At 66.2% G+C, this 21,854-nt stretch carries 21 protein-coding genes; 4 read left to right on the forward strand and 17 right to left on the reverse strand.

Going from position 1 to position 21,854, the window contains the following annotated elements:
- The first annotated feature begins 48 nt into the window (after positions 1 to 48).
- The gene (locus RMR04_RS28295) at positions 49 to 912 is read left to right on the forward strand and encodes an ABC transporter permease (RefSeq protein WP_311911842.1); all 864 of its coding nucleotides are present in this window, start codon (positions 49 to 51) and stop codon (positions 910 to 912) included.
- Positions 909 to 1,694, forward strand: a complete 786-nt coding sequence (locus tag RMR04_RS28300) for an ABC transporter permease (RefSeq protein WP_311911843.1) — start codon at positions 909 to 911, stop codon at positions 1,692 to 1,694. Before RMR04_RS28295 ends, RMR04_RS28300 begins: the two co-directional genes overlap by 4 nt.
- A 165-nt stretch (positions 1,695 to 1,859) precedes the next feature.
- On the opposite strand, the gene RMR04_RS28305 is transcribed toward RMR04_RS28300, so the two are convergent.
- On the reverse strand, positions 1,860 to 3,137 hold the full coding sequence (locus tag RMR04_RS28305; RefSeq protein ID WP_311911844.1) for an NAD(P)/FAD-dependent oxidoreductase: 1,278 nt from the start codon (positions 3,135 to 3,137) through the stop codon (positions 1,860 to 1,862).
- Positions 3,138 to 3,345: 208 nt separating this feature from the next.
- On the opposite strand from RMR04_RS28305, the gene RMR04_RS28310 reads away from it, so the two are divergent.
- Positions 3,346 to 4,221: a GNAT family N-acetyltransferase gene (locus RMR04_RS28310; RefSeq protein WP_311911845.1), complete on the forward strand. Its 876-nt coding sequence runs from the start codon at positions 3,346 to 3,348 to the stop codon at positions 4,219 to 4,221.
- 39 nt (positions 4,222 to 4,260) lie between these two features.
- On the opposite strand, the gene RMR04_RS28315 is transcribed toward RMR04_RS28310, so the two are convergent.
- From RMR04_RS28315 to RMR04_RS28375, 13 genes are all read right to left on the reverse strand, one after another.
- Positions 4,261 to 4,716 carry an Lrp/AsnC family transcriptional regulator gene (locus RMR04_RS28315; RefSeq protein ID WP_410492298.1) on the reverse strand — a complete coding sequence of 152 codons (456 nt, stop codon included), beginning with the start codon at positions 4,714 to 4,716 and terminating at the stop codon, positions 4,261 to 4,263.
- 149 nt (positions 4,717 to 4,865) lie between these two features.
- Entirely contained in the window at positions 4,866 to 6,245 is a 1,380-nt protein-coding gene (locus tag RMR04_RS28320) for an aminotransferase class III-fold pyridoxal phosphate-dependent enzyme (protein WP_311911846.1), read from the reverse strand.
- A gap of 51 nt (positions 6,246 to 6,296) precedes the next feature.
- Positions 6,297 to 6,713 carry a helix-turn-helix transcriptional regulator gene (locus RMR04_RS28325; protein ID WP_311911847.1) on the reverse strand — a complete coding sequence of 139 codons (417 nt, stop codon included), beginning with the start codon at positions 6,711 to 6,713 and terminating at the stop codon, positions 6,297 to 6,299.
- A 221-nt stretch (positions 6,714 to 6,934) separates the two neighbouring features.
- Positions 6,935 to 7,528, reverse strand: a complete 594-nt coding sequence (locus RMR04_RS28330) for an NAD(P)-dependent oxidoreductase (protein WP_311911848.1) — start codon at positions 7,526 to 7,528, stop codon at positions 6,935 to 6,937.
- Positions 7,529 to 7,549: 21 nt separating this feature from the next.
- The gene (locus RMR04_RS28335) at positions 7,550 to 8,410 is read right to left on the reverse strand and encodes a GNAT family N-acetyltransferase (protein WP_311911849.1); all 861 of its coding nucleotides are present in this window, start codon (positions 8,408 to 8,410) and stop codon (positions 7,550 to 7,552) included.
- A 41-nt stretch (positions 8,411 to 8,451) separates the two neighbouring features.
- Entirely contained in the window at positions 8,452 to 9,174 is a 723-nt protein-coding gene (locus RMR04_RS28340; RefSeq protein WP_311911850.1) for a cupin domain-containing protein, read from the reverse strand.
- A gap of 112 nt (positions 9,175 to 9,286) precedes the next feature.
- Entirely contained in the window at positions 9,287 to 10,312 is a 1,026-nt protein-coding gene (locus RMR04_RS28345; RefSeq protein WP_311911851.1) for an SIS domain-containing protein, read from the reverse strand.
- The gene (locus RMR04_RS28350) at positions 10,305 to 11,252 is read right to left on the reverse strand and encodes a carbohydrate kinase family protein (protein ID WP_311911852.1); all 948 of its coding nucleotides are present in this window, start codon (positions 11,250 to 11,252) and stop codon (positions 10,305 to 10,307) included. The genes RMR04_RS28345 and RMR04_RS28350 overlap by 8 nt, the downstream gene beginning before the upstream one ends.
- Complete coding sequence (locus RMR04_RS28355; RefSeq protein WP_311911853.1) at positions 11,249 to 12,325, reverse strand: ABC transporter ATP-binding protein; 1,077 nt, start codon at positions 12,323 to 12,325, stop codon at positions 11,249 to 11,251. The genes RMR04_RS28350 and RMR04_RS28355 overlap by 4 nt, the downstream gene beginning before the upstream one ends.
- Positions 12,325 to 13,842, reverse strand: coding sequence for an argininosuccinate lyase (locus RMR04_RS28360; RefSeq protein ID WP_311911854.1), 1,518 nt, complete (start codon positions 13,840 to 13,842; stop codon positions 12,325 to 12,327). Before RMR04_RS28360 ends, RMR04_RS28355 begins: the two co-directional genes overlap by 1 nt.
- A gap of 4 nt (positions 13,843 to 13,846) precedes the next feature.
- On the reverse strand, positions 13,847 to 14,689 hold the full coding sequence (locus RMR04_RS28365; RefSeq protein WP_311911855.1) for a carbohydrate ABC transporter permease: 843 nt from the start codon (positions 14,687 to 14,689) through the stop codon (positions 13,847 to 13,849).
- Positions 14,689 to 15,609, reverse strand: coding sequence for a carbohydrate ABC transporter permease (locus RMR04_RS28370; RefSeq protein WP_410492299.1), 921 nt, complete (start codon positions 15,607 to 15,609; stop codon positions 14,689 to 14,691). The genes RMR04_RS28365 and RMR04_RS28370 overlap by 1 nt, the downstream gene beginning before the upstream one ends.
- A 177-nt stretch (positions 15,610 to 15,786) precedes the next feature.
- Positions 15,787 to 17,046, reverse strand: a complete 1,260-nt coding sequence (locus RMR04_RS28375) for an extracellular solute-binding protein (RefSeq protein WP_410492165.1) — start codon at positions 17,044 to 17,046, stop codon at positions 15,787 to 15,789.
- 170 nt (positions 17,047 to 17,216) lie between these two features.
- Here RMR04_RS28375 and RMR04_RS28380 point away from each other — a divergent pair, with 170 nt between their 5' ends.
- Positions 17,217 to 18,464: an ROK family transcriptional regulator gene (locus RMR04_RS28380; RefSeq protein WP_311911857.1), complete on the forward strand. Its 1,248-nt coding sequence runs from the start codon at positions 17,217 to 17,219 to the stop codon at positions 18,462 to 18,464.
- A gap of 118 nt (positions 18,465 to 18,582) precedes the next feature.
- On the opposite strand, the gene RMR04_RS28385 is transcribed toward RMR04_RS28380, so the two are convergent.
- The 3 genes from RMR04_RS28385 to RMR04_RS28395 all read right to left on the reverse strand — a co-directional run bounded on the left by RMR04_RS28385 (position 18,583) and on the right by RMR04_RS28395 (position 21,839).
- On the reverse strand, positions 18,583 to 19,863 hold the full coding sequence (locus RMR04_RS28385; protein WP_311911858.1) for a four-carbon acid sugar kinase family protein: 1,281 nt from the start codon (positions 19,861 to 19,863) through the stop codon (positions 18,583 to 18,585).
- A gap of 7 nt (positions 19,864 to 19,870) precedes the next feature.
- The gene (locus tag RMR04_RS28390) at positions 19,871 to 21,145 is read right to left on the reverse strand and encodes a ribulose-bisphosphate carboxylase large subunit family protein (protein ID WP_311911859.1); all 1,275 of its coding nucleotides are present in this window, start codon (positions 21,143 to 21,145) and stop codon (positions 19,871 to 19,873) included.
- A gap of 154 nt (positions 21,146 to 21,299) precedes the next feature.
- Entirely contained in the window at positions 21,300 to 21,839 is a 540-nt protein-coding gene (locus RMR04_RS28395; RefSeq protein WP_311911860.1) for a VOC family protein, read from the reverse strand.
- Between the last annotated feature and the right edge of the window lie 15 nt (positions 21,840 to 21,854).

Here is a 21,854-nt window from a genome sequence, read left to right on the forward strand (position 1 = left end):
CTTGCAGGAGATGCTCGGGGTGAGCCCGAGCATGACGGGAGAGACGAGATGAGCGCCATCGACCCATCCCTCCGCTACCAGCGCCGCGAACAGGGGCTGATGCTCCTGCTCGCCTCGCCGGCCGTGATCGTGATCGTGGCGCTCGTCGTGCTGCCCGTGGGCTGGCTGATGGGCCAGTCCTTCTACGATGGCGGCTTCACGCTGGAGCACTACAAGCGCATCTTCAGCGAGGACATCTATTGGCGCAGCTTCCTGCTGACCTTCCGCATCGCCTTCACGGTCACGGTGCTGACGCTCATCCTCGGCTATCCCGTCGCCTATGCCGCCGCCCATGCCAGGCGCCCCTGGGACATGCTGATCCTGTCCTTCGTGATCCTGCCATTCTGGACCAGCGTCCTGGTGCGCGCCTATGCCTGGCTCGTGCTGCTGCAGCGCACGGGCGTGGCCAATCAGGTGCTCGAACGGTTCGGATTGATCAGCGACCCGCTGGCGCTGGTGCATAACGAGCTCGGCACGGTGATCGCGACCGTCCACATCCTGCTGCCCTTCATGGTGCTGCCGCTCTACTCGACCATGCAGAAGATCCCGCGCGACCTGATGCTGGCTGGCGCCAGCCTCGGCGGCGGGCCGCTCCACACCTTCCTGCGCGTGTTCCTGCCCTTGTCCCTGCCTGGCGTCGTCGCCGGGCTGACGCTGGTCTTCGTGCTGACGCTCGGCTTCTACATCACGCCGGAGCTGCTCGGCGGCGGCCGGACGATCATGATCTCGATGGTCGTGAGCCGGAATGTCGAGCTCTACAATCAATGGGGCGCGGCGAGCGCGATCGGCGTCGTGCTGCTCGTCTGCGTGCTGGCGATCTTCATGTTGGTCGGACGCATCATCCCGCTCGACAAGATGCTGGGGCAGAAATGAAACATCCCCTCCTCCCGCGTCTCGTCTTCGGCCTCTTCGTCGGGCTGGTGCTGGCCTATCTGATCGTGCCGCTCGCGATCATCGTGCCGATGTCGTTCTCCGGCACGCGCTTCCTGACCTTCCCGCCGCCGTCCTTCTCGCTGCGCTGGTATGAGGAGTATTTCGGCAACCCGGCCTGGATGCAGGCGACCAGGGTGAGCCTGACGATCGCGGCGCTGACGGTCGCGCTCGCGACGCCGCTGGGCGTGGCCGCCGCCTATGCCATCAGCAACTCGCAAAGCCGGCTGATGCGCTCGTTTCACATGGTGCTGATGCTGCCGCTGATCGTGCCGATCATCATCATCGCGATCGGCATCTTCTTCGTCTATGCGAAGGTCGGCCTGATCGCGACGCTGCCCGGGCTCGTTCTCGCCAATGTCATGCTCGGCCTGCCCTATGTCATCACCTCTGTGGTCGCCGGGCTGCAGAGCTTCGATCCGGCGCAGGAGATGGTGGCGCGCAGCCTCGGCATGAACCGCCTGCGCGCCTTCCTCACCGTGACGCTGCCGCAGATCAAGGCCAGCGTCTTCGCCGGCGGCATCTTCGCCTTCATCTCGGCGATCGACGAGACGATCATCTCGCTCTTCGTCTCCGGCGGGCAGTATCAGACGCTGACGCGGCGGATGTTCACCGCGCTGCGCGACGAGATCGACCCGACCATCGCCTCGATCTCGACCTTGCTGACGGCAGCCTCCTTCGTGCTCGTGCTGCTGGCGATGAGCGGGCAGAAGAAGGCCGCGTAACGAGCGCAGGACGCTCTACCCCATAGAGACTGTTCCGAAACTCGCTCCGGTGAGTCGGCTGGCGCGGATTTCAAGAACCGGAGCGCAGCGGACTTCATGTCCGTGAGCACCGGAAGCGCAGAAAGCTGCGTCAGGCGGCCGCCGGAGTAGAGTTTCGGGACAGGCTCAGTGGCGCCAGTCCTGATAGCGGTAATAGGCGCCAACGAAGGGCAGGAACCAGGGCGGGCCGAAATGACCGGGTACGGCCGGCCAGTCGAGCCCGGCCAGCGGGTTCGCCTCGGCGTCGCCGCCCATGACGCGGGCCATGATCTGCCCCATATGCACCGACATCTGGGTGCCATGGCCGCTATAGCCCAGCGCGTAGAACAGACCGTCGCGCTCACCAGCGCGCGGCAGGCGGTCCGAGGTCATGTCGACCAGCCCGCCCCAGCAATAATCGATGCGTGTGCCGGCGAGCTGGGGGAAGAGCTCGAGCATCCGCGCCTGGAGGATCGCGCCGCTCTTGGCGTCCGATTTCGGGCTCGACAGCGCAAAGCGGGCCCGCCCACCGAAGATCAGCCGGTTGTCGGGCGTCAGGCGAAAGTAATTGCCGATATTCTTGGTCGTCGTCGCGGTGCGCCGCGTCGGCATGATCGAGGCTGCGAGATTGTCCGAGAGCGGCTCGGTCGCGATGATGAAGCTGCCGACCGGAACGATACGCCGCCGCAGCCAGGCGAAGGGGCCCTCTCGGGACGCGCCGGTCGCCAGCAGAACCTGCCCGGCCTCGATCTCGCCGCGCGTCGTCACGACCCGATGCGCGTTGCCGTTCAAGCGGTGAAGGCCGGTCACGCGGGCATTCTCGAAGATGCCGGCGCCGCGCCGCGCCGCCGCATTCGCAAGGCCCACGCCGAAGCGGCCCATATGCATATGGGCACCGCGCGGGAAGACGAGGCCGCCATAGAAGCCGTCCGAGCCGATCTCGGTCCTGGTCTCTTCCGGCCGCACGATGACGAGATCGGGCTCGACCGTGCGCTGCAGCAATTCGGCGCTTTTTTCGAGCTTGGCGAAATGCCCGGGCTTGGCGGCAAGCTTGATCTTGCCGGTGCGACGGAAATCGCAATCGATCGCCTCCTCCGCGACCAGCGCCTCGACCTGATCGACGGCGGTGTCGAAAGCGCGGTAGAGCGCGCTCGCACGTTCGAGCCCGAGGCTGGCGGCGAGGCCTGCGAGATCATGCGCCGTACCGTTGTTGCAATGCCCGCCATTGCGGCCCGACGCCTCGCCAATGACGCGGCCCGCTTCCAAGACAGCCACGGTCGCGCCGGATTTTGCCAGCGCCAGCGCCGCCGACAGGCCGGTGAAACCGCCGCCGACAACGGCGACATCGACCTTGCCGGCAAGAGGTCCAGCCATATCCGCATCGAAACGCGGCGCCGAATCGAGCCAATAGGGTTCCAGTTTCATGAGCATACGGGTCCGCGCGTCGGCATGAGCTATCAGGGTCCGTGAAGCGTATCGAGCCAATTCAGGGCAAATGTCGACCCTGGATCAGATCCAGCCCCGCCGCCTCAGCTTGCACCAAGTTAAGCCTCTGTATTGTATGAATTTTACTATTCTCGAATGCTCCCGACGGACCTATACTTGCGTTCCATTTCGCACGAGGCCAGCAGCGGTGGTTTACAGAACGGCCAAGCGCAAACTCGACTACGACATCGATATCCGGGCGATGACCGAGGCCGATCTGGTGCAGGCGCATCAGCTCTCGATCGGCGTCGGCTGGCCGCACCGCCCCGAGGATTGGCGGCTGGTGCTCGAGGTCGGGCACGGCTTCGTCGCCTGCGACGGGATCGGACGCGCGCTCGGCTCGGCGATGTGGTGGCCCTTCGGCGAGCATTTCGCCACCTGCGGCATGGTCATTACCTCGCCCAGGCTGCAGGCGCAGGGTGCGGGGCGGCGCCTGATGGACACGATCTTCGAGCAGTCAGGCGCGCGCGATCTGCGTCTCAATTCGACACGGGCCGGCTATCGGCTCTATCGCTCGCTCGGCTTCGAACCGGTCGGCCGCGTCTTCCAGCATCAGGGTCGGGCCCGGCTTGCGGCCCCCGCGGCTGAGGATGGCATCGCAGTGCGCGACATCGTCGCAGCTGACCGCGACGCGATCGCCCGGCTGGATAGCATGGCCTATGGCGCAGACCGGACGCGGGTGATCGCGGCTTTGATGGCGCAGTCGGCCGGGACGATCGTCGAGCGCAATGGCGAAGCGGTCGGCTTCGCGCTGTGCCGGCGCTTCGGCCGCGGCCATGTCGTCGGGCCGATCGTCGCCGAGGACGACGCGATGGCGATCGCACTGACGAGGCCGCATGTCGCCGCGCATGAAGACGCCTTCCTGCGCGTCGACACCGCCCAGGAGCAAGGCTTGTTCGGCGGCTTCCTCGAAGCCAGCGGCATGACGATTTTCGACAGCGTGACGACGATGATCCGCGGCCGCAATCACGGGGCGCAGGGCGCGGCACGCACCTTCGGGCTGGTCAACCAGGCCTTGGGCTGACCTAGAGCAATTTCTGATCGCTCGAAAACGCTCTCGCGATCAGACTTCGAACAGCACCGGCAGCGGATAACCCGATTTCTGGATCGGCGTCTTGATGACGATGTAGCTGAAATATTTCGAGATGCCGAGATTCCGGTCGAGCAGCGTCTCGATCAGCGACTGGTAATGCGTCAGCCCGCGCGTCACGAACTTGACCAGATAGTCATAGCCGCCGCTGACCAGATGGCATTCCACCACCTCGTCGACCCGCCGCAGCGCGGTCTCGAAGCGGATGAAATACTCCTTGGTATGGTCGGCCAGCGTGATCTCGGTGAAAACCGTGATGGTCTCGCCGAGCTTCTGCAGGTTGATCGTCGCGCCATAGCCGGAAATGAAACCGGCCTGTTCCAGCCGCTTCACCCGCAGCAGGCAGGGGCTTGGCGACAAGCCCACCGCATCGGCCAGGGTGACATTGGTCATCCGGCCATTGTTCTGGAGCTCGACCAGAATCTTCATGTCGATGCGGTCGAGCCGCACGCCTGGTGTCACGACGAAAGCCTCACCATCACGCTCCTCAAGCCGGACATTCTCGTCTCGCCGGCCGGGCGAGCGTAGACGGTTCGGCTGGCCACGGCAAAGCGAGGATCATGCCGGCATCGCCGCGCTCAGCGCAGCTCCGCCTTGACCTCGGGAATGGCGAGCATGTCGTCGAGCGTCTGGCGCAGGCGCGCGACGATCAGGTCGATCTCGCTCTCGTTGCAGCATAGCGGCGGAGCGAGCCCGATGATGTCGTCGCCGAAGGCCCGGAAGATCACACCGTTAGCGTAACCGCGCGCGAAGAGATGCTCCGGCAGCCTGGCTGCGCGGGAGAATTTCTCCTTGCTCGCCTTGTCCGCGACGAGCTCGATGCCGGCGAGCAGGCCGCGCGCCCGGACCTCGCCGACGAGGGGATGATCGGCGAGCGTTGCCAGCTTCTTTTCGAAATAAGCGCCGACACGCTGGCCATTGGCGAGGATGCCGCCTTCGTCATAGAGCCGCAGCACCTCGAGCGCGACGGCGGCCGAAACGGGATGGCCGGAATAGGTCTGGCCATGGCCGACCGGCCCACCGTCGGGGGCATTATCCTTGATGCCGTTGTAAATCTTCTCGCCGATCGCGAGCGCACCCAGCGGCGCATAGCCTGAAGTCAGCCCCTTCGCCATCGTCATCATGTCGGGCACCACGCCCTCGCCCTCGCAGGCGAACATCGGACCGGTGCGGCCGAAGCCGGTGATGACCTCGTCGGCCAGGAAGAGGATGTCGAGTTCGGCCGCCGTGTCGCGCATCGCCTTGAGCCAACCCTTCGGCGGCACGATGACGCCGCCGGAGCCTACGACCGGCTCGCAGAAGAAGGCCGCGACATTGTCCGCCCCGAGCTCCTCGACCTTGGCGCGCAGCGAGGCGACGCTGGCCGCGATCACCGCCGCATCGTCGGAACCGGTCGGGTTGCGATAGGCGTAAGGAGCGGCAACGTAGTGCCGGACATGGGAGGGGAAGTCGAAATTCGCATGGAAGGCCGGCAGCGCGGTGACGCCGGCGCCCGTCGAGCTCGAGCCGTGATAGCCGCGCTCCAGCGAGAGGATCGCCTTCTTCGTCGGCCGGCCGGTGACATTGTAGTAGAACTGGATCAGGCGCAGCGCAGCATCGATCGCGTCCGACCCGCCCAGCGAGAAATAGATGTGGTTGAGGTCGCCGGGGGTGAGTTCGGCGAGCTTGGCCGCGAGCCTGATCGTGGGCTCGCTGCCAAAACTGAAATAGCCGGTCGCATAGGGCAGTTCGCGCATCTGCGCCGCGGCCGCCTCGACGATGCTCTCATGCCCATAGCCGACATTGACGCACCAGAGGCCGGCGAAGCCGTCGATCAATTCATGCCCGTCCGTATCCGTGATGAAGGCGCCCTTGGCCGACTTCATGATGGTAACGCCGCGCTTCTCATGACCGGCCCAGTTTGCCACCGGGTGGACCCAGTGCATGCGGTCGAGAGCTTCGAGCGAATTGACGGTCATGGGCATAGGCCTTGGTGAGTGGATGCTCTGGAGAAGGAACGATCGGGCTCGTCAGACCGCGACGGCCTGGACATAGCCGCCGCGGGCAGCCCGAGGCCTCTCGGGCTGCGCCAGGTCACGCAGATAGCGCCCGGGCGTCACGCCGCAGATGCTCTTGAAATGGCGCGAGAGATGGCTTTGGTCGAAGAAGCCGGCCTCGGATGCGGCCTGCGCCATCGGCACGCCCTCGCGCAGCAGCGCCTTGGCATGGCGAATGCGCCGGTGACAGATGAAGCGATGCGGCGTCAGGCCAACCTGCCGGCGAAACACCGTGACGAAGCGACAGACGCTCAGGCCTGCGAGAACGGCGAGGTCCTCGAGATAGACGCTATCCGTGAAATTCCGCTCGATATGGACAAGCGCACGTTGGATTCCGGGATTGATCCCGGGCGGGAGCTTTTCGCCGAAATCAAGAACGGGCTCTTGCATGGATCCGCTTTCCTCGCTCACGGCGCCGGCGCCGCTTCGTCACAAGGCTAGAGGCAAGCCGCCATGCTGTCGGCGGGGTGTGATAGGCTGCGGCGATATCCCCTGCGCTATTGGCTCGCGGCGACAGCAGATCGTGCTTCGATGTCTCTCAATCGCGGTTGGCGATCGGCCGATCCGGGCAGTGCTCCCCCGGGCGCAACGGCGCCGCACGGCGTCGCCGGCTAGATCATGCCAGTGATATGGCTGGTGATCAGCACGCGGGGATCGCTCCAGAGCGCATGGCCCTTAGGAAGCTGCTCCTCGGAGGAGACATCGAGCACAGCAGCCGAAACCTGGCCATCGTCGAGCGCGGCGAGCAGCGCATCCTGATCGAGATGATCGCGGCCGCCCGCGCTCAGCAGCCTCGCCCCACGCGGCAGTTTCGCAAAAAGCGCGGCATCGAGTCTGATGCGCGCCTCTTCGGCCGGCGGCGGCAGGCACACCAGGATCTCGCTGCGGGCGAGAAACTCCGCCATCTCGTCGGGACCGGCAGAACAGGCGACGCCATCGATCTCGCAGCGCGAACCGCTCCAGCCCACGACCTGGAAGCCGAAGCCCGCGAGCTTGCGGCAAGCCGCCTGGCCCAGCGCACCCAGCCCGAGGACACCGACATGGCGGCTCGAAGCGGGCAGGATTCGCATCTGCTGCCAGCCCTGGCTGCGCTGCATGGCGATATAGGGCACGAGGTCGCGATGCAGCGCCAGAACCGACACGGTGACGTATTCGACCCTGCCATCGACGATGTCCGGCCGGTCGGATTTGGAAAGAAGCACCATCATATCCGCCTGTTCTGAGACTCAGCCGAGTGCCTGGTTGATCACCGCGTAGAGTTGCGCGGGCCCTGACGGAACCGGTTTTTCGCCGCGCACCATCGAGGTCACGGGGCCCGCAGGTTTCAGGCCATTCTGCATCAGCCAATCCTCCAGCCCGGTATCCAAGGGAATATCGATCCGCAGGAACTGGCCGCGTCGTTCATAGAGCCAATGCGCGATCAGAGTTTGCGCATCGCCGCCATTGGTGGCGACCACCGGGCCGATGACATGCCCCCGGCCGAAACGGCGCAGGATACTGAAGCCGACAGCTTCGCCGTCTCGCTCCAGCACGATGCATTCGCCGCAAGCGAGGAGCACCTTGAGCGCCGGCTCGCGTGGCAGTCCCGTTGCCTGCGTATCGAACCGCTCCAACAGCGGCAGGTCATCGGGGCCGCCAAGGCGCAGCGTCTCGCCGGGTTGCAGCACCGACGAGGCGGCGGCCAGCGATACGCCATGATACTGGAGCACGCCGCCCCAGGGCACGAAGCCGTTCCTGGCATAAAGCGGCTCGCCCGCCACCGTGGCATTGAGCAGCAGCGAGCGCCCCTGCGTCTGCTCGAACAAAGCGCTCATCAAGCGCTTGCCGATGCCGCCGCCCTGCTGCGCGGGCGAGACGATGATCGAGCCGAGCGTGGCATGGGTCTCGCCATAGGGCCACCACAGCGCCGTCGCCACGATCTCCTCGCCCAGCGTCGCGACGACGCCATGGCCGAGGCCGATCAACATTTCCCAATCCTCGACGCGATGCGGCCAGCCGACAGCCTGCGACAGAAGCTGGCCGGCAGCAGCGTCGGCCAGCGCGACCTCGCGCAGGGTCAAAGCCTCTTGAGGGGCGGTGTCGGACATGACGAGCTCCATGGCAGGGATCGCGGCGCGAGCGCTCACGCTCAGCCCGCGACCTCCTGCACGACATAGAACTTGGCGACATGAACGCTGCTGTCCCAGGCGCAGGGCGCGCCATGGGCGACGAAGACGCTGTCGCCTTGATCGACACGCGTGACGGTTCCATCCGGCCCGGTCAGGTCGATGCTGCCCGTCACCACATGCATCAGCTCATTGAGGCGGTGCGGACGCAAGATCCGGCGATAGGGCGTCGAATCCCAGGTGCCGGCCCGGAAGCGCGTGGCCTCGTCGGTGAAGGCGTTGAAGCTGCGGCATTGCGGCGTCGGCCCGACCAGCGCCTCGGCCGGCGGTGCAGCGGAGGGCGAAAGCGGCGCATCCGCCAGGATCTCCTGCAGACCGGGCGCTGCCGAGGATGTGCCGGTCGCAACGCAGAAAACAAGGCGCGTGCCGGGTGCGGCCTCGGCCTTCACCACGGTTCCGCGCGCGATCACGGCGCCGCGGCCGGGCGAAAGCTCCAGGGCGGCCTTGCCGGGCTCGGCAAGACGCAGATGGCCGGCGACGACCACGACGAATTCGGTGTGCGGAAACGCTGCGCTCTCATAGGCACCTGCCAGAGTCACCCGGCCGGCAGCCATGGCGTCAGGCCCCGTCCAGGCGATCTCGCGCCCGACGCCGAAGGGGTCGTTCTCGCCCAGCGCGGCCGACCGGAAGGGCGTGGCGAGCGGCGCATCGCCGGCCCGGTTGAGAAGAAGGATTCCTGAGGACATCAGCCGCTGTTCCATCATTCGAGATGTCCCCGAGCTAACGCGAATGGCCCGGCCGTGATTGGACGGTTTTGTCGGCGCGCGCCGGAACTGTTCCATGCGCAGCCGATCCGGCTCAGAGCGTCCGGGTCACCTTGTTGAGATGCGGGGGATTGTCGGGATCGAGCCCGCGCGCGACCGCAAGCGCGGCAATGCCGCCATAGAAAGCCCGCGCCTGGACCAGCGGGGCGAGCGCGGGAGAGACGTCAGGCGGCATCGGCAGGGCCGTACCGACATCCGGGCCATGTCCGGCATAGGCGATCTCGGCGCCGAAACGCGCGAGCGCCGCCGCGACGGACAAGGTGCTGTCGCGCCCCTCATCGGCCGGATCGAGCACGATCGCCGGGAAGCCGGGGCCGACCAGCGCCAAGGGCCCATGCAGCACTTCGGCGGCGCTGAAGGCCTCGGCGTGGATGCGGCAGGTCTCCTTGAACTTCAACGCCATTTCCTGCGCGATACCCAGGCCGAGGCCACGACCGATCACATAGAGGCTGGCGGCATCTTTCAGCCCTGCGAACATGGGCGACCAGTCGCAACCGCCCGCCTCAGTGAGCAGTCGCGGCGCCTGTTCCAAGGCAGTGACGAGCGCCTCGTCCTGGCTCCAGGCCGCCGTGAGATGAAGGAAGGCGATGCAGGTGGCGAGGAAGCTCTTCGTCGCGGCGACGCTTTTCTCCGGCCCCGCCCGCAACGGAATCAGCACATCGACCAGGCCGGCCAGCGGCGAAGCCTCGTCATTGATGAAGCCGACCACCAGCGCGCCGCCGCGCTTGGCAGCCTCGGTCAAGCGCAAGGCGTCGGGGCTGTGGCCGGATTGCGAGACGGCGATGAACAGCGCGCCGGAGAGATCGAGCTTGCCGCCATAGACTGAGGCGAGGCTCGGGCCGAGCGACGCCACCGGCAAGCCCAGCGTCCGCTCGATCAGGTATTTGCCATAGGTCGCGGCATGGTCCGACGAGCCGCGCGCGCAGCTGGCGACAAAGGCGGGCCTTTGCCGGCGCAAGCGCTCGCCAAGCTCTGCCATGACCGCCGCATTGCCCGTGATCTGCCTTTCGGCGACCCGTGCGGCCTCGGCGGCCTCGCTCGTCAGAAGCGCTTCAGGCATCGATGCGACCATGCTCCTCGAGCAGCGTCTTGCTGATATCGGCGACCCGGCCGCGAGCGAGCCGCACGCCGGCGCCGCCCACCCCCTGGACGGACAGCGTCCCGCACGCGATCCCCTCGGCAAGGGCCTGGCTTGGCGGATGGCCCGCAATCCAGGCCGCGATGAAGCCAGCGTTGAAGGCATCGCCCGCGCCGGTGGTATCGAGAACCGGGCCGCCCTGTGGAGCGGGCAGGTTCAAACTCTGCTCGCGCTGGAACAGTTTCGCACCGGCCGCACCATCCTTGATGACGACGACGGGGAAATGACGGGCGAGCCGGCGGCCCGCCTGGTCGAGATCCTCGCAGCCGGCAATCGCCCGGGCCTCGGCGGCATTGGGCAGGAAGATATCGGTGCCGGTCGAGCGCAGGACGAGATCGGGATCGTGGATCAAGGCGTCGTCCCAACTCGGATCGAGGGAGACGGTGAGGCCTGCGAGCTTGGCGAGCGAGACCAGTTCCGGGCTCTCGGCGAGCGTCGCGAATTCGGCGATGTGCAGATGGCGCGCCTCGGCATCCGCCAGGGCAGCTTCGAGGGTGGTTGGCCGCGCCTTGCCGGCCCGGCGGGACAGGAAGGCGCGTTCGCCTGCTTGCACCATCACCACGGTGGGTTGCGGCCCGGCGTCGGGCGCCCGCTCGAGCCAGCGCAGATCGACGCCGCTCTGCTGCAAAGCCGGTGCGATGACCTCCGACAAGGGATCGGTTCCAATGCGCGCGAGCAGAGCCGCCCGCTCGCCCAGCGACGCCAGATGGGCCGCCGTGATGAAGCCGCCGCCGCCGGGCACGACCGAAACCTCCTTGGCGAAGCGCTCCTCGCCGAGCCTGGGCAGCGCCTCCAATCCCCGGAAGACGAGATCGCAATAGAGTCGGCCGATGCTGAGGACGAGATTGCGTCCGTCTTTCATAGCGCGCGCTCGCTTGCGGCATCGAACAGCGTCAAGGCGGCCACGGGTGCGCCGAGCCGCACGGCCGCGCCGACAACCGGGGGCGACTTGGCGGGAGCCGAGGCCAGGATCAGCCCGCCACCGAACTCGACATGGACGAAAGTCTCGGAGCCGAGCGGCTCGATCACCGCGACAGTGCCGGTCAGCACGAGATCGGCCGGCTCGTCGCCCGCCAGAACGCGCAATTGCTGCGGCCTGACGCCGACAAGGACATCCGTTGGCACCGTGCCGACGGTGGCGGGCAAAACGACGGGCTTCTCGCCCAGAGCAAGCGTCGCGATGCCGGCCTCAGTCGCCACGCGGCCGGGCAGGACGTTCATGGTCGGAGAGCCGATGAAGCGGGCGGTGAACACATCGGCGGGCTTCTCATAGAGCTCCATCGGCGCGCCGACCTGGAGGATGCGGCCGTCGCGCATCACGACGATGCGATCGGCGAGCGTCATTGCCTCGACCTGGTCATGCGTGACGAAGACGATGGTGGTGCCGAGCCGCTGATGCAGGCGCTTGATCTCCAGCCGCATCTGCGCGCGCAATTGCGCGTCGAGATTGGAGAGCGGCTCGTCGAAGAGGAAGACCGTGGGGTCGCGCACCATGGCGCGGCCGATGGCGACGCGCTGGCGCTGGCCGCCGGACAAGGCCGAGGGCCTGCGCTCCAACAACGGCTCCAGGCCGAGAATGCCGGCGACCTGCTCGACCCGCTTGCGCTTCTCGGCCTTGTCGAGCTTGGCGGTATGGAGGCCGAAGCCGATATTCTCGGCAACGCTCATATGCGGGTAGATCGCATAGTTCTGGAACACCATCGCGATGTTGCGATCCTTCGGCTCCAGCCGGTTCACGACCCTGCCGCCGATGCTGATCTGCCCGCCGTCGATGTCCTCAAGCCCGGCGATCATGCGCAAGGTCGTCGACTTGCCGCAGCCGGAGGGGCCGACGAAGACGACGAACTCGCCATCGGCGACGGTGAGGTCGATGCCGTGAACGACCTGCGTCGCGCCATAGCGCTTGACCAGCCCTTGAAGTTCGATACCCGCCATTACGTCGTTTCCATCAGGGCGGCGAAGGCCGCGTCGAGTTCCTGCCGCGCGGCTTGTTCGCGCGCGGCGATATCGGCCGCAGCGCCATCAGCCGCATCGAGTTTGGCGCGATAGCCCGCCAGCGCCTGGCCCAGCGCCTGCGGTCCCGGCCCGCCGAAGCGCTCGCGCACCGCGACGAAGTTTTCCGGTGAGACCACGCCCGCGAAATCGCCTGCCGTCAGCGCCGGCTCACGGCCGGTGTGATGGCGGAAGGCCTCGAGGAAGGGGGCATAGCCATCGCGCGGCAGATCGCCGTCGAGCGCGACGACGGCGCGCGCGACGCTGGCTGCAATCTCATGCGCGGCGCGGAAGGAGAGCCCCTCGCGGCGCACCAGCGTATCGGCGAGTTCGGTGATGGTGATGCAGGAGCGGCGGATGTTCTCGGCGACACGGCGGCCGTCGACGCTCATCGATGGCAGCAGCGCGGCGAGCAGATCGAGCACGCGCTCGCCGGTCGCGAAGGCCTGGTAGCCGGCCTCGTTGGTCTCAGCCTCCGCGTCGTTCATGTCGGTGAAGGGGGTGTTGTGGACGACGTCCCTGACCAGCCGGGCGCGCGCCATCGCCTGCGAAGAGAGATGGCGCAGATGTTCGATCGGCACCGGATTGCGCTTCTGCGGCATGATCGAGGAAATCTGCACGAAGGCATTGGGCACGTAGAGCTGGCCGACCTCGAAGGCGGTCCAGACCTGGAGATCCTGGATCAACCGGCCGAGATGCAGGAAGGTGAGTTCGACCGCGCTATAGGTCGCGGTGACGTAGTCGATCGCGGCGATGCAGCCATAGGAGTTTTCCAGCGGCGCGGCGAAACCCAGGAGATGAGCAATGTGGGCCCGGTCGAGCGGGAATCCGGAGGTGGTGATCGCGGCCGCACCCATCGGCGAAAGGTCGAGCAATGCGCGCGCCTGCATCAATCGCTCATGGTCGCGCAGCATCACCTCGATGGCCGCCGCCAGATAATGCCCGAAGGTCGTCGGCTGGGCCGGCTGGCCATGGGTGTAGGCGACGATCAGCGTCGCCTTCTCGCGCTCGGCCAGGGCCAGCGTCGCGGTGATCAGCGCGCGCAGCCTGGCCGCAAGCCGGTCGAGGCGCGGCTTCAGCGCCAGCTTGAACAAGGTATGGTCGATGTCGTTGCGCGAGCGGCCGGTGTGCAGGCGGCCGGTGTCGTCGGGGCTGAGCCGCTTGCGCAACTCCGCTTCGATCAGGAAGAAGAAATCCTCGACCTCGCCGGTATAGCTCAACGCGGCCGGATCGATCTCCGCATCGATCTCACCCAGCGCCCTAGCGATCCGGCCGGCGGTCGCGCGCGGCAAGATGCCGGTCTCGGCGAGCATGACGAGATGAGCGCGGTCGATGGCGCGGAAAGCCTCGACATGATGCGTCTTGGCACCGTCGAAGAGCGGGCGCAGCACCGTTTCCTTGTAGACGGGATCGGGGAAGACGGAGGTGTCGCTCAGGCGCGGATCTGCATGTCTGCTCATCGGATCAACCCTTCAGGCCGGCCATCACCACGCCGCGCACGATGTAGCGCTGCAGCACGAGGAAGACCGTCAGCGTCGGCAGCGTCGCGAGCGCCGCGCCCGTCATGATCAGCTCCCACTGGATCTGCGACTCCACGGCGAAGCTCGAGAGACCGACGGGCAGCGTGTAGAGTTCCTTGCTGGTGGTCACGATCAGCGGCCAGATGAAGGCCGTCCAGTTGCTCAGGAAGGTGAAGATCGCGAGCGCCGAGAGCGCCGGCGTCACCAGCGGCATGGCGATGCGCCAGAAGATCGAAAATTCGTTGAGCCCGTCGATGCGGGCGGCTTCGAGGAAGTCGTCGGGCACCGTCTCGAAGAACTGCTTCATCAGGAAGGTGCCGAAGGCCGTCATCATGCCCGGGAACATGATGCCCCAATAGGTGTCGAGCCAGCCGAAATTCCGGGCCATGACATACCAGGGAATGACCAGCATCTCGGTCGGGATCATCAGGGTCGAGAGGATCGCCAGGAAGACGATGTAGCGCCCGCGGAACTGGAATTTCGCCAGGGTGTAGCCGACCAGGCTGTCGAAGAAGACGTTCGACAGCGTCACCGCCGTGGCGATGCCCAGCGAATTGCCGAACCAGCGCAGGAAGCGGCCGTCGGACAGCACCGTGACATAGTTGTCGAGCGTCGGATGGGCCGGCACCAATCTCAGATCATAGACCTCGGAGGCGTCCTTCAGCGAGGTCGAGAACATGAAGAGCAGCGGCGTGATCATCACCAGGCCGCCCGCGAGCAGCAGCAGCCAGATGGCGACGCGGCCGGGTTGGAAACGGTTGGGCATGGTAAGGGACAACGCGGGCATTAGCGGTCCCTCAGCAGGCGCAATTGCAGGAAGGAGACGGCGAGCAGGACGAGGAAGAGCACCACCGTCTGCGCCGCCGCATAGCCCATCTCGAAGGACGAGAAGGCGGTCTGGTAGATCATCAGCACCAGCGGCTTGGTGGCGTTCAAAGGCCCGCCGGGATCGCCGCTCGTCATGTTGTAGACCTGGTCGAAGATGCGCAGGAAGCCGATCGAGGAGAACACGACGAGGAAGATGATCGTCGGCTTCAACAGGGGAATCGTGATCCGGCGCAGGATCGTCAGATTGGAGACGCCGTCGATGCGGGCCGCCTCGTAATAGGTGTTGGGGATGGCGCGCAGGCCGGCGAGGAAGATCACCACCTGGAAGCCTAAGCCCGCCCAGATCGCCGGCGCCAGCACCGAGGGCAGAGCCTGGCTGGTCGAACGCAGGAAGGGCTGCTGCGGCAGGCCGAAGCTTGAGAGCAGATCGTTGATCATGCCGATCGGCACCGGCTGGTAGAACCAGCGCCAGACCCAGGCCATGGCCGCCGCCGTCGTCAGGAAGGGCAGGAAATAGAGCGCCCGGATGAAGCCATGCAGAAAGCGGACGCGGTCGAGGTGATAGGCGATGGTGAAGGCCAGGATCAGGCTCACCGGCGTGCCGATGGCGAGATAGAGCACGGTATTGCGGAACACCTGCCAGAACACGACATCGGCCCAGAGCCGCTGGAAGTTCGCCAATCCGACGAAGCCGGGCTTGGAGAACAGGTTCCAATTGGTCGTCGACAGATAGAACGCCTCGATCGTCGGGTAGAAGCGGATCAGCGCGTAGAACAGGATCGGGACGGCCAGGAAGGCCCAGGCCCAGACGACCTGCTTCCGGCGCAGGGAGAGCCCGCCCCAAAAGCGGCCGCCGGAGGTTTCCTGTTGGATTGGCATGCTCATCGCGACGAGATCTGAACTCTAGTTTTCGGTCGCCCCGCCACGTCATTCCGGGTGGAGCGAAGCGGAGGCCCGGAATCCATCGGAGGGTTCCGGAGCTCTAGGATGGATTCCGGATCGGCGCGGCTTCGCCGCTTGTCCGGAATGACGATGCGGTTCCGAGGAAACTCGCCCCTACTTCTTGTAGAACTTGTCGAGGATCGCCTGCTCGGCCTTGGCCGCATCAGTGAGCGAGGCCTTGGCGTCCTGGTTCTGGATCAGCACGCGGTTGATCATGTCGAGCGAGACCTGGCGCTGGCCCATCTCGTCGACGAAGACCGTGGCGTAGGAATAATTCAGCGCCTTGAGGAAGGGCCCGTAGATCGGGTGGTTCAGGTTCTTCTCGGTCTCGGCCGCGGCCTTGCGGGCCGGCAGTTCGCCGACAGTCTCGAGCCAGAGCTGCATCGCCTCGGGCGAGGTGACGAAGGCCATGAACTTCTTGGCGGCTTCAAGCTTCTCGCCGGTGGGCTTGGCGGTGATGGCGTTGACCCAGTAGCTGGCGAAGTTCGCCTTCTTGCCGTCGGCGCCCGCCGGCAGTTCGGCGACGCCCCACTCGAAGGCCTTGATCGCCCCGAACCCGCCGAGCCGGAACGAGCCGTCGATGGTCATTGCGGCGCGGCCGGCGCGGAAGGCGGCCTGTCCTTCATCCATGAAGCCGACCTGGCCGACCTTGTGGACGCGCTGGAGATCGGCATACCAGTTCAGGGACTTGGCGCCGGCCTCGCTGTCATAGGTGACCTTCCTATTGTCATCGCTATAGGGCGCGCCGCCATTCTGGCGCAGCAGCGTCTCGCGCCACCAATGATAGTCCTGCCCGGGGAAATCGAGCGTGATGCCAGCCGAGAGCATGTTGCCGGCGGCGTCGCGCTTGGTCGTCTTCTTGGCCATGTCGAGGAGTTCGTCGATCGTCGCCGGCGGCTTGGTCGGATCGAGACCAGCCTCCTGGAACAGCTTCTTGTTGTAGAATAACGCCAGCGAGCGCACCGCGGTCGGCAGGCCGTAATACTCGCCATCGCGCTTCATCGCGGAGACGATCGGATAGAATTCCTTCTCGATCATCGCCGGCGGAAAGGCGTCGCGCGGCAGCGGCTGGATGAATTTGGCGGCGACGAAATTGTCGAGCCAGCCATAGAACAGCTGCACCACATCCGGCCCCTGACCAGCAGGGACGGCAGCCGCGATCTTGGTCTGGTAGTCGGCATAGGGGAAGGTCGTGTGCTTGACCTTGATATTGGGATTGGCAGCCTCGAACCGCTTGATCAGCTCGTTCATCGCCTTGATGCGAGCGTCGAAGACATATTGCCAGTATTCGATCTCGACGGTCTGAGCCGCCGCGCCGGTGACGGCACCGAACGAAACCAGCAGACCCAACAGCATTCCTCGAAAGCCGCGCATGATCCTCTCCCCTGTCGTGACGACGCCTGTGCCCTTGCCCTCAAATTCGGCATTCAAGACGCGCAACCGTCATGCTCGCTCCAGCCCCACCATCCTGTCAATCGATTAATTCACTTGAGTTGGATTAATCGAAAGCGCAGCCTGTCGATCTCAACAAGCACTGGCCCATCATGCCTCACCGCCGCTCTCCCCCGTCCCGCAGCGTCGCCGTCGGCACCAATCCCGAGCGAACGCGCAGCCATAACCGCCGCGTGGTGCTGGAAACGGTGCGCCAGCACGGCCGGCTCGGCCGCTCCGACATCGCCGCCCTGACGCGGCTGACGGCGCAGGCCGTCTCGAACATCGTCGCGGAACTGGTCGGCGAAGGGTTCCTGATCGAGCAGGGGCGCCGGCGCACGGCGCGCGGCCAGCCGCCGATGGAGCTCGCGGTCAATGCCGATGGCGGCATGACCGCCGGCATGGAGATCGCAGCCGACCATATCACCACCGTCCTGGTCGATCTCGCCGGTGCAGTCCGGGCGCAGCGCATCGTGCCATTAGGCGATTCCGCGCTCGAGGCCGTGCAGGCGCTCGCCGCTGCCGAACTCGCCCTTGCCCGCACCGGGGCGGGATTGCCGCGCCGCCTGCTCGGCTGCGGGGTGGTGATGCCGGGCCCCTTCGAGATCGAGGGGATGAACTCTGTCGGCTCATCGCCGCTGCCGGGCTGGGCCGGGCACGATGCCGGCCGGCTCCTGTCATTGGCACTGCAGACACCCGTCACGATCGAGAACGACGCGACGGCAGCTGCCGTCGGCGAGCATCTGCACGGGCTGGGGCGGAATCTGCGGCATTTCTGCCTGGTCTATTTCGGCGCGGGCCTGGGGCTCGGCACCATCATCGGCGGGCAGCCCTATCGCGGCGCCTTCGGCAATGCCGGCGAGATCGGCCATATCCCGGTCGTCCAGAACGGGCTCGCCTGCGCCTGCGGCGGCCAGGGCTGCCTCGAACGCTATGCCTCGACGCATGCGTTGAGCGAGGCCCTGCGCGCCGCCGGGATTGCGCATGCCGGCCCCGACGAGGTCGCGCAGCTGCATCTGGCCGGGCACCCCGCCGTGCTGGGCTGGATCACCGAAGCGGCCCGGCTGCTCGCGCCGATGCTGGTGATGCTGGAAAACCTGTTCGACCCGGAGACCATCATCCTGGGTGGCGGCTTGCCCGATGGCGTCATCGACGCCTTGATCGAGGCGATGTCGCCTTTGGCCGTCTCGGTCTCGAACCGGTCGGGCCGCAGCGTGCCGCGCGTGCAGCGCGGCGCGACCGGCAGGCTCACCGCGGCGCTCGGCGCAGCCGCCTTGCCGCTGCTCGACACGATGACGCCGAAACTCGACCGCACCGTTCTGCATGAGCAGGACGAGACCATCACGGCCGAAGCCGAATAAGAGGCCTCCTAGAGATGCTTTCCGATCCGATGGATTCGAAAAGCATCTCTAGTCTCTTGTTTTGACGCATTTTCTTCAGGCGAACCGGATGCCACTTCGCTTGAAAATGCTCTTGCGATCAGCCGGCGGTCGCTCTCGCGAAGAAATCGACCGGCCCCATCTGGCCGCCCTTCAGGACGATATCGAGATCGTCCAGACGAGGGTCATCGCTATGTGTCCGGCAGAGCGGCGCGCCCGAAGCCAGCGGACCGCGATAGGACAACCCCCAGATGTCGAGCGATTTGACGGCAAGGCTCGATGTGTCGCCACCGGCCACGACGAGCCGGGACAGGCGCGCTTGCGCAATGATGTCGCGCAACAGCAGGCCGGTTGCCGCCGCGACGCCGCCGGCATTCTCCGGAGCCTGCGACGGACGCTCGGTGATCAACATGACATGGCCCTCCGCCAATCGCCGGAGCGCCTCCTGCCGCAGCGCCTCGGCATAGGCTGCATCATCGAGAAGCCTGCGCGGCTCGATCGCCAGCTTGGCAAAGCCCGTCGCCACCTCGACCTGCCCCCGGGTCACGGGCGAAAGGCTGCCAACCAGCGCCAGCACGGGACCATCGCGCCGCAGCGGAACAGTCCTCGCTACGGCTTCCTCCTGGACACCCCACAGGCCCGCCAGCGCCTGGGCGACAGAGCTCGGGCCGACGGCAAGCATCGGCTGCGCCTGCGCCCGCTGCGCGATCAGCTTGCCGATGACCGGGAGATCGGAAGCGCGGGCGACATCGAGCAGGACTGCGCCAGGCTCGGTTGCGAGACAGGCGGCGAGTGCAGCCTCCGCCCCGTCCTCCCAATTGCGATAGTCGAGCAGGGCGACCCGCTCCAACCCCTGCGCCGTGAGATGCCGGCGCAGATCCGCCTCCGCCATCGGCGTGACCGGGTGGACGCTCATCGTCGGATGGCGGTCGATCCTGTGGACCACGCCACCGATGCCGGCCGCGGCGAAGAGGTTTCCGAACAGGCAGTAGCGGCCGAGATTGGGCTGGCCGCCGAGGATCGGCAGGAACGGACTCTGAAAATAGGGGCGCAGCGCCTTCACCGCGGCGCCGATGCTGCCGATAAGTGGCGCGCTGTCGAAGGTCGAGCAGCATTTATAGTGCAGCAACGCGACGCCCTGCCCGGCGAAGAAGCGGCCGGCCTCGTCGAGCTCGGCTGCCATCGCGACCGGTTCCATCGAGCGGGTCGCCCCGGCTATGCCGATGGCGTCGAGCGGACCTGCAGCGCTCAGTTGCTCCGGCGTCGGAATCCGCAGGAACAGCAGCGCACGCCGCCCCTGCTCCGCCAGCGCCGACAAGGTGTCGGTCGCGCCGGTGAAATCGTCGCCATACCAGCCATAGAGCGGCGATGGGTTTGCCATCAGGGCCTCAACCAGCAAGCTTGCCGAAGAAATCGAGCGCCTGCCGCAATTCGCCCTGCGTCCTGGCAGCGTCCTCCAGCGAAATGCCGGCCGCCACGGCGTCCCAGGCCTGCCGGATGCTGACCACGCCGGCCGTCGGCCCGCCGGGATGGGCGAGGATGCCGCCGCCGGCCATGAAGAGCAGGTCGGAATGGCCGATCGCATCCCAGGTCGGCTGGGCCGTGCCGGCCCATTGGCCCGAAGAGAAAGCCGGCATGACGCGGTCATCGATGCCCGCGCTCAACGGCGTCACGCAATCCCTGGCGGAGGAGACGACCTCCTCGTCTTCCTGCGCGAATTTGCCCTGCAAGCCGTGGACATGCATGTGATCGACGCCGGCGAGCCGCCAGAGCGTCTGATAAGCCTGGAAGGAGATACCGAGCATGGGATGGCGCGAGAGCGCGCCATAGCCGTTGCGATGGCCGTGCACGGCGAGATCGGTCGAGCGGCGCAGCGTCTCCATGGCAGAGAACCCGCACCAGTTCAGGCTCGTCATGATGCAGGTACCGCCCTCGCGCGCCACCAGATCGGCATGGCGGCGCATCGCGTCGGTCTCGTCGGTGATATTGAAGGCGACCATCACCGCCTTGCCGGTGCGATCCTGATGGCGGCGCACGGCGGCCATCACCGCCGGCACGCGTTGCGCCAGCGGCGCATGGACGGGATCGGCCGAGATCTCGTCATCCTTGATGAAATCAAGCCCCGCCTCGCAGAGCTTGGCAACGAGCGCCGCCGTCTCCTCCACGCTCAGCCCGACATTGGGCTTGATGATCGAGCCGACCAGCGGACCCTGCGGAACACCCGTCAGCCGGCGCGTCCCAGCGATGCCCTGGCTCGGCAGCGGGAAGCGAGCCCGGAAGGAGGCGGGCAGCGTGATCGTGTCGAGCCTGAGGCCCGTGACCTCGCCGAGATCATAGAGATTGCCCGCGACGATCGCAGCCAGGGTCGCCAGATTGGCGCCGACATTGTCGACCGGAAACGAGATCGCCACGCGGGCCCGCCGCCAGGGGCCGGAGACGCCTTTGCGGGCGAGCCAGGCATTAGGCAGGCTCGGCGTGGCGATCGTTTCAAGCTCCTCGACCTTGATGACGACGGCGCTCGCCCGCTCGCGCAATTCGTCGGTCTCGCCGGCGACGCGGGTGAAGGTGCCACTCGACTGCTCGCCCGCCATCACCTGCGCCACCTTCATCGGATCGAGCGGTGTCTCGATCAGATAGGTCGCCTCGAAGCGTTCGCTGGTCATCTCGTCGATCCATCGTTGGGCCTGCCATTGTTCGGCCTGCCATCATTACACGGAGGCGCAGCCGAATAAGCAATCCGGGGAACCGCCTGCGAGACGCAGGATTGCTCCGCCGCGCCCGCAATGACGGGGAAGGCGCCGCCTCGCCGTCCCGCCCTCAGAGCTTGCTGAGATCGGGGAATGGACGCACGGGATCCTTGCCGTCCCAGCCTTCCGAGGCCTCGCGAATCAGGCGGAACATCTCGCCCTTGGGGCCGGCGACCTCCGACAGCTCGATCACGGTGCCGGGATGGTAATGCGTGTCGAAATAGATGAAGCGGCCGCGCTCGCCGACTTCGCCTGACATCACCGGCTTGAAGCCCTGCCCGATCAGGCGTTCGAGATCGGCGTCGTAGCTGTCGGTCCAGTAGGCGACATGCTGCAGGCCGCTATGCCCGGCCTGGGTGAAGTCGCGATACATCGAGGGCACGTCGTTGCGGCATTGGATCAGTTCGATCTGGAGCGGCCCGGAATTGGCCAGCGCGACCGAATTATGCGGCTCGTAGCGCTCGCCCTTGTAGCGGTAATTCTTGATCGGAACCTTCGGGTTGTAGAAGAACGGCCCGACGCCAAGGACACGGCTCCAGTAGTCCATCGCCGCCTCGATATCGGGGACGACATAGCCAGCCTGGCGGATCTGGCCGAAGAAGCGGCTCATGGGAATGCCTCGCGT

The organism is Bosea sp. 685 (assembly GCF_031884435.1).
Classification (GTDB): domain Bacteria; phylum Pseudomonadota; class Alphaproteobacteria; order Rhizobiales; family Beijerinckiaceae; genus Allobosea.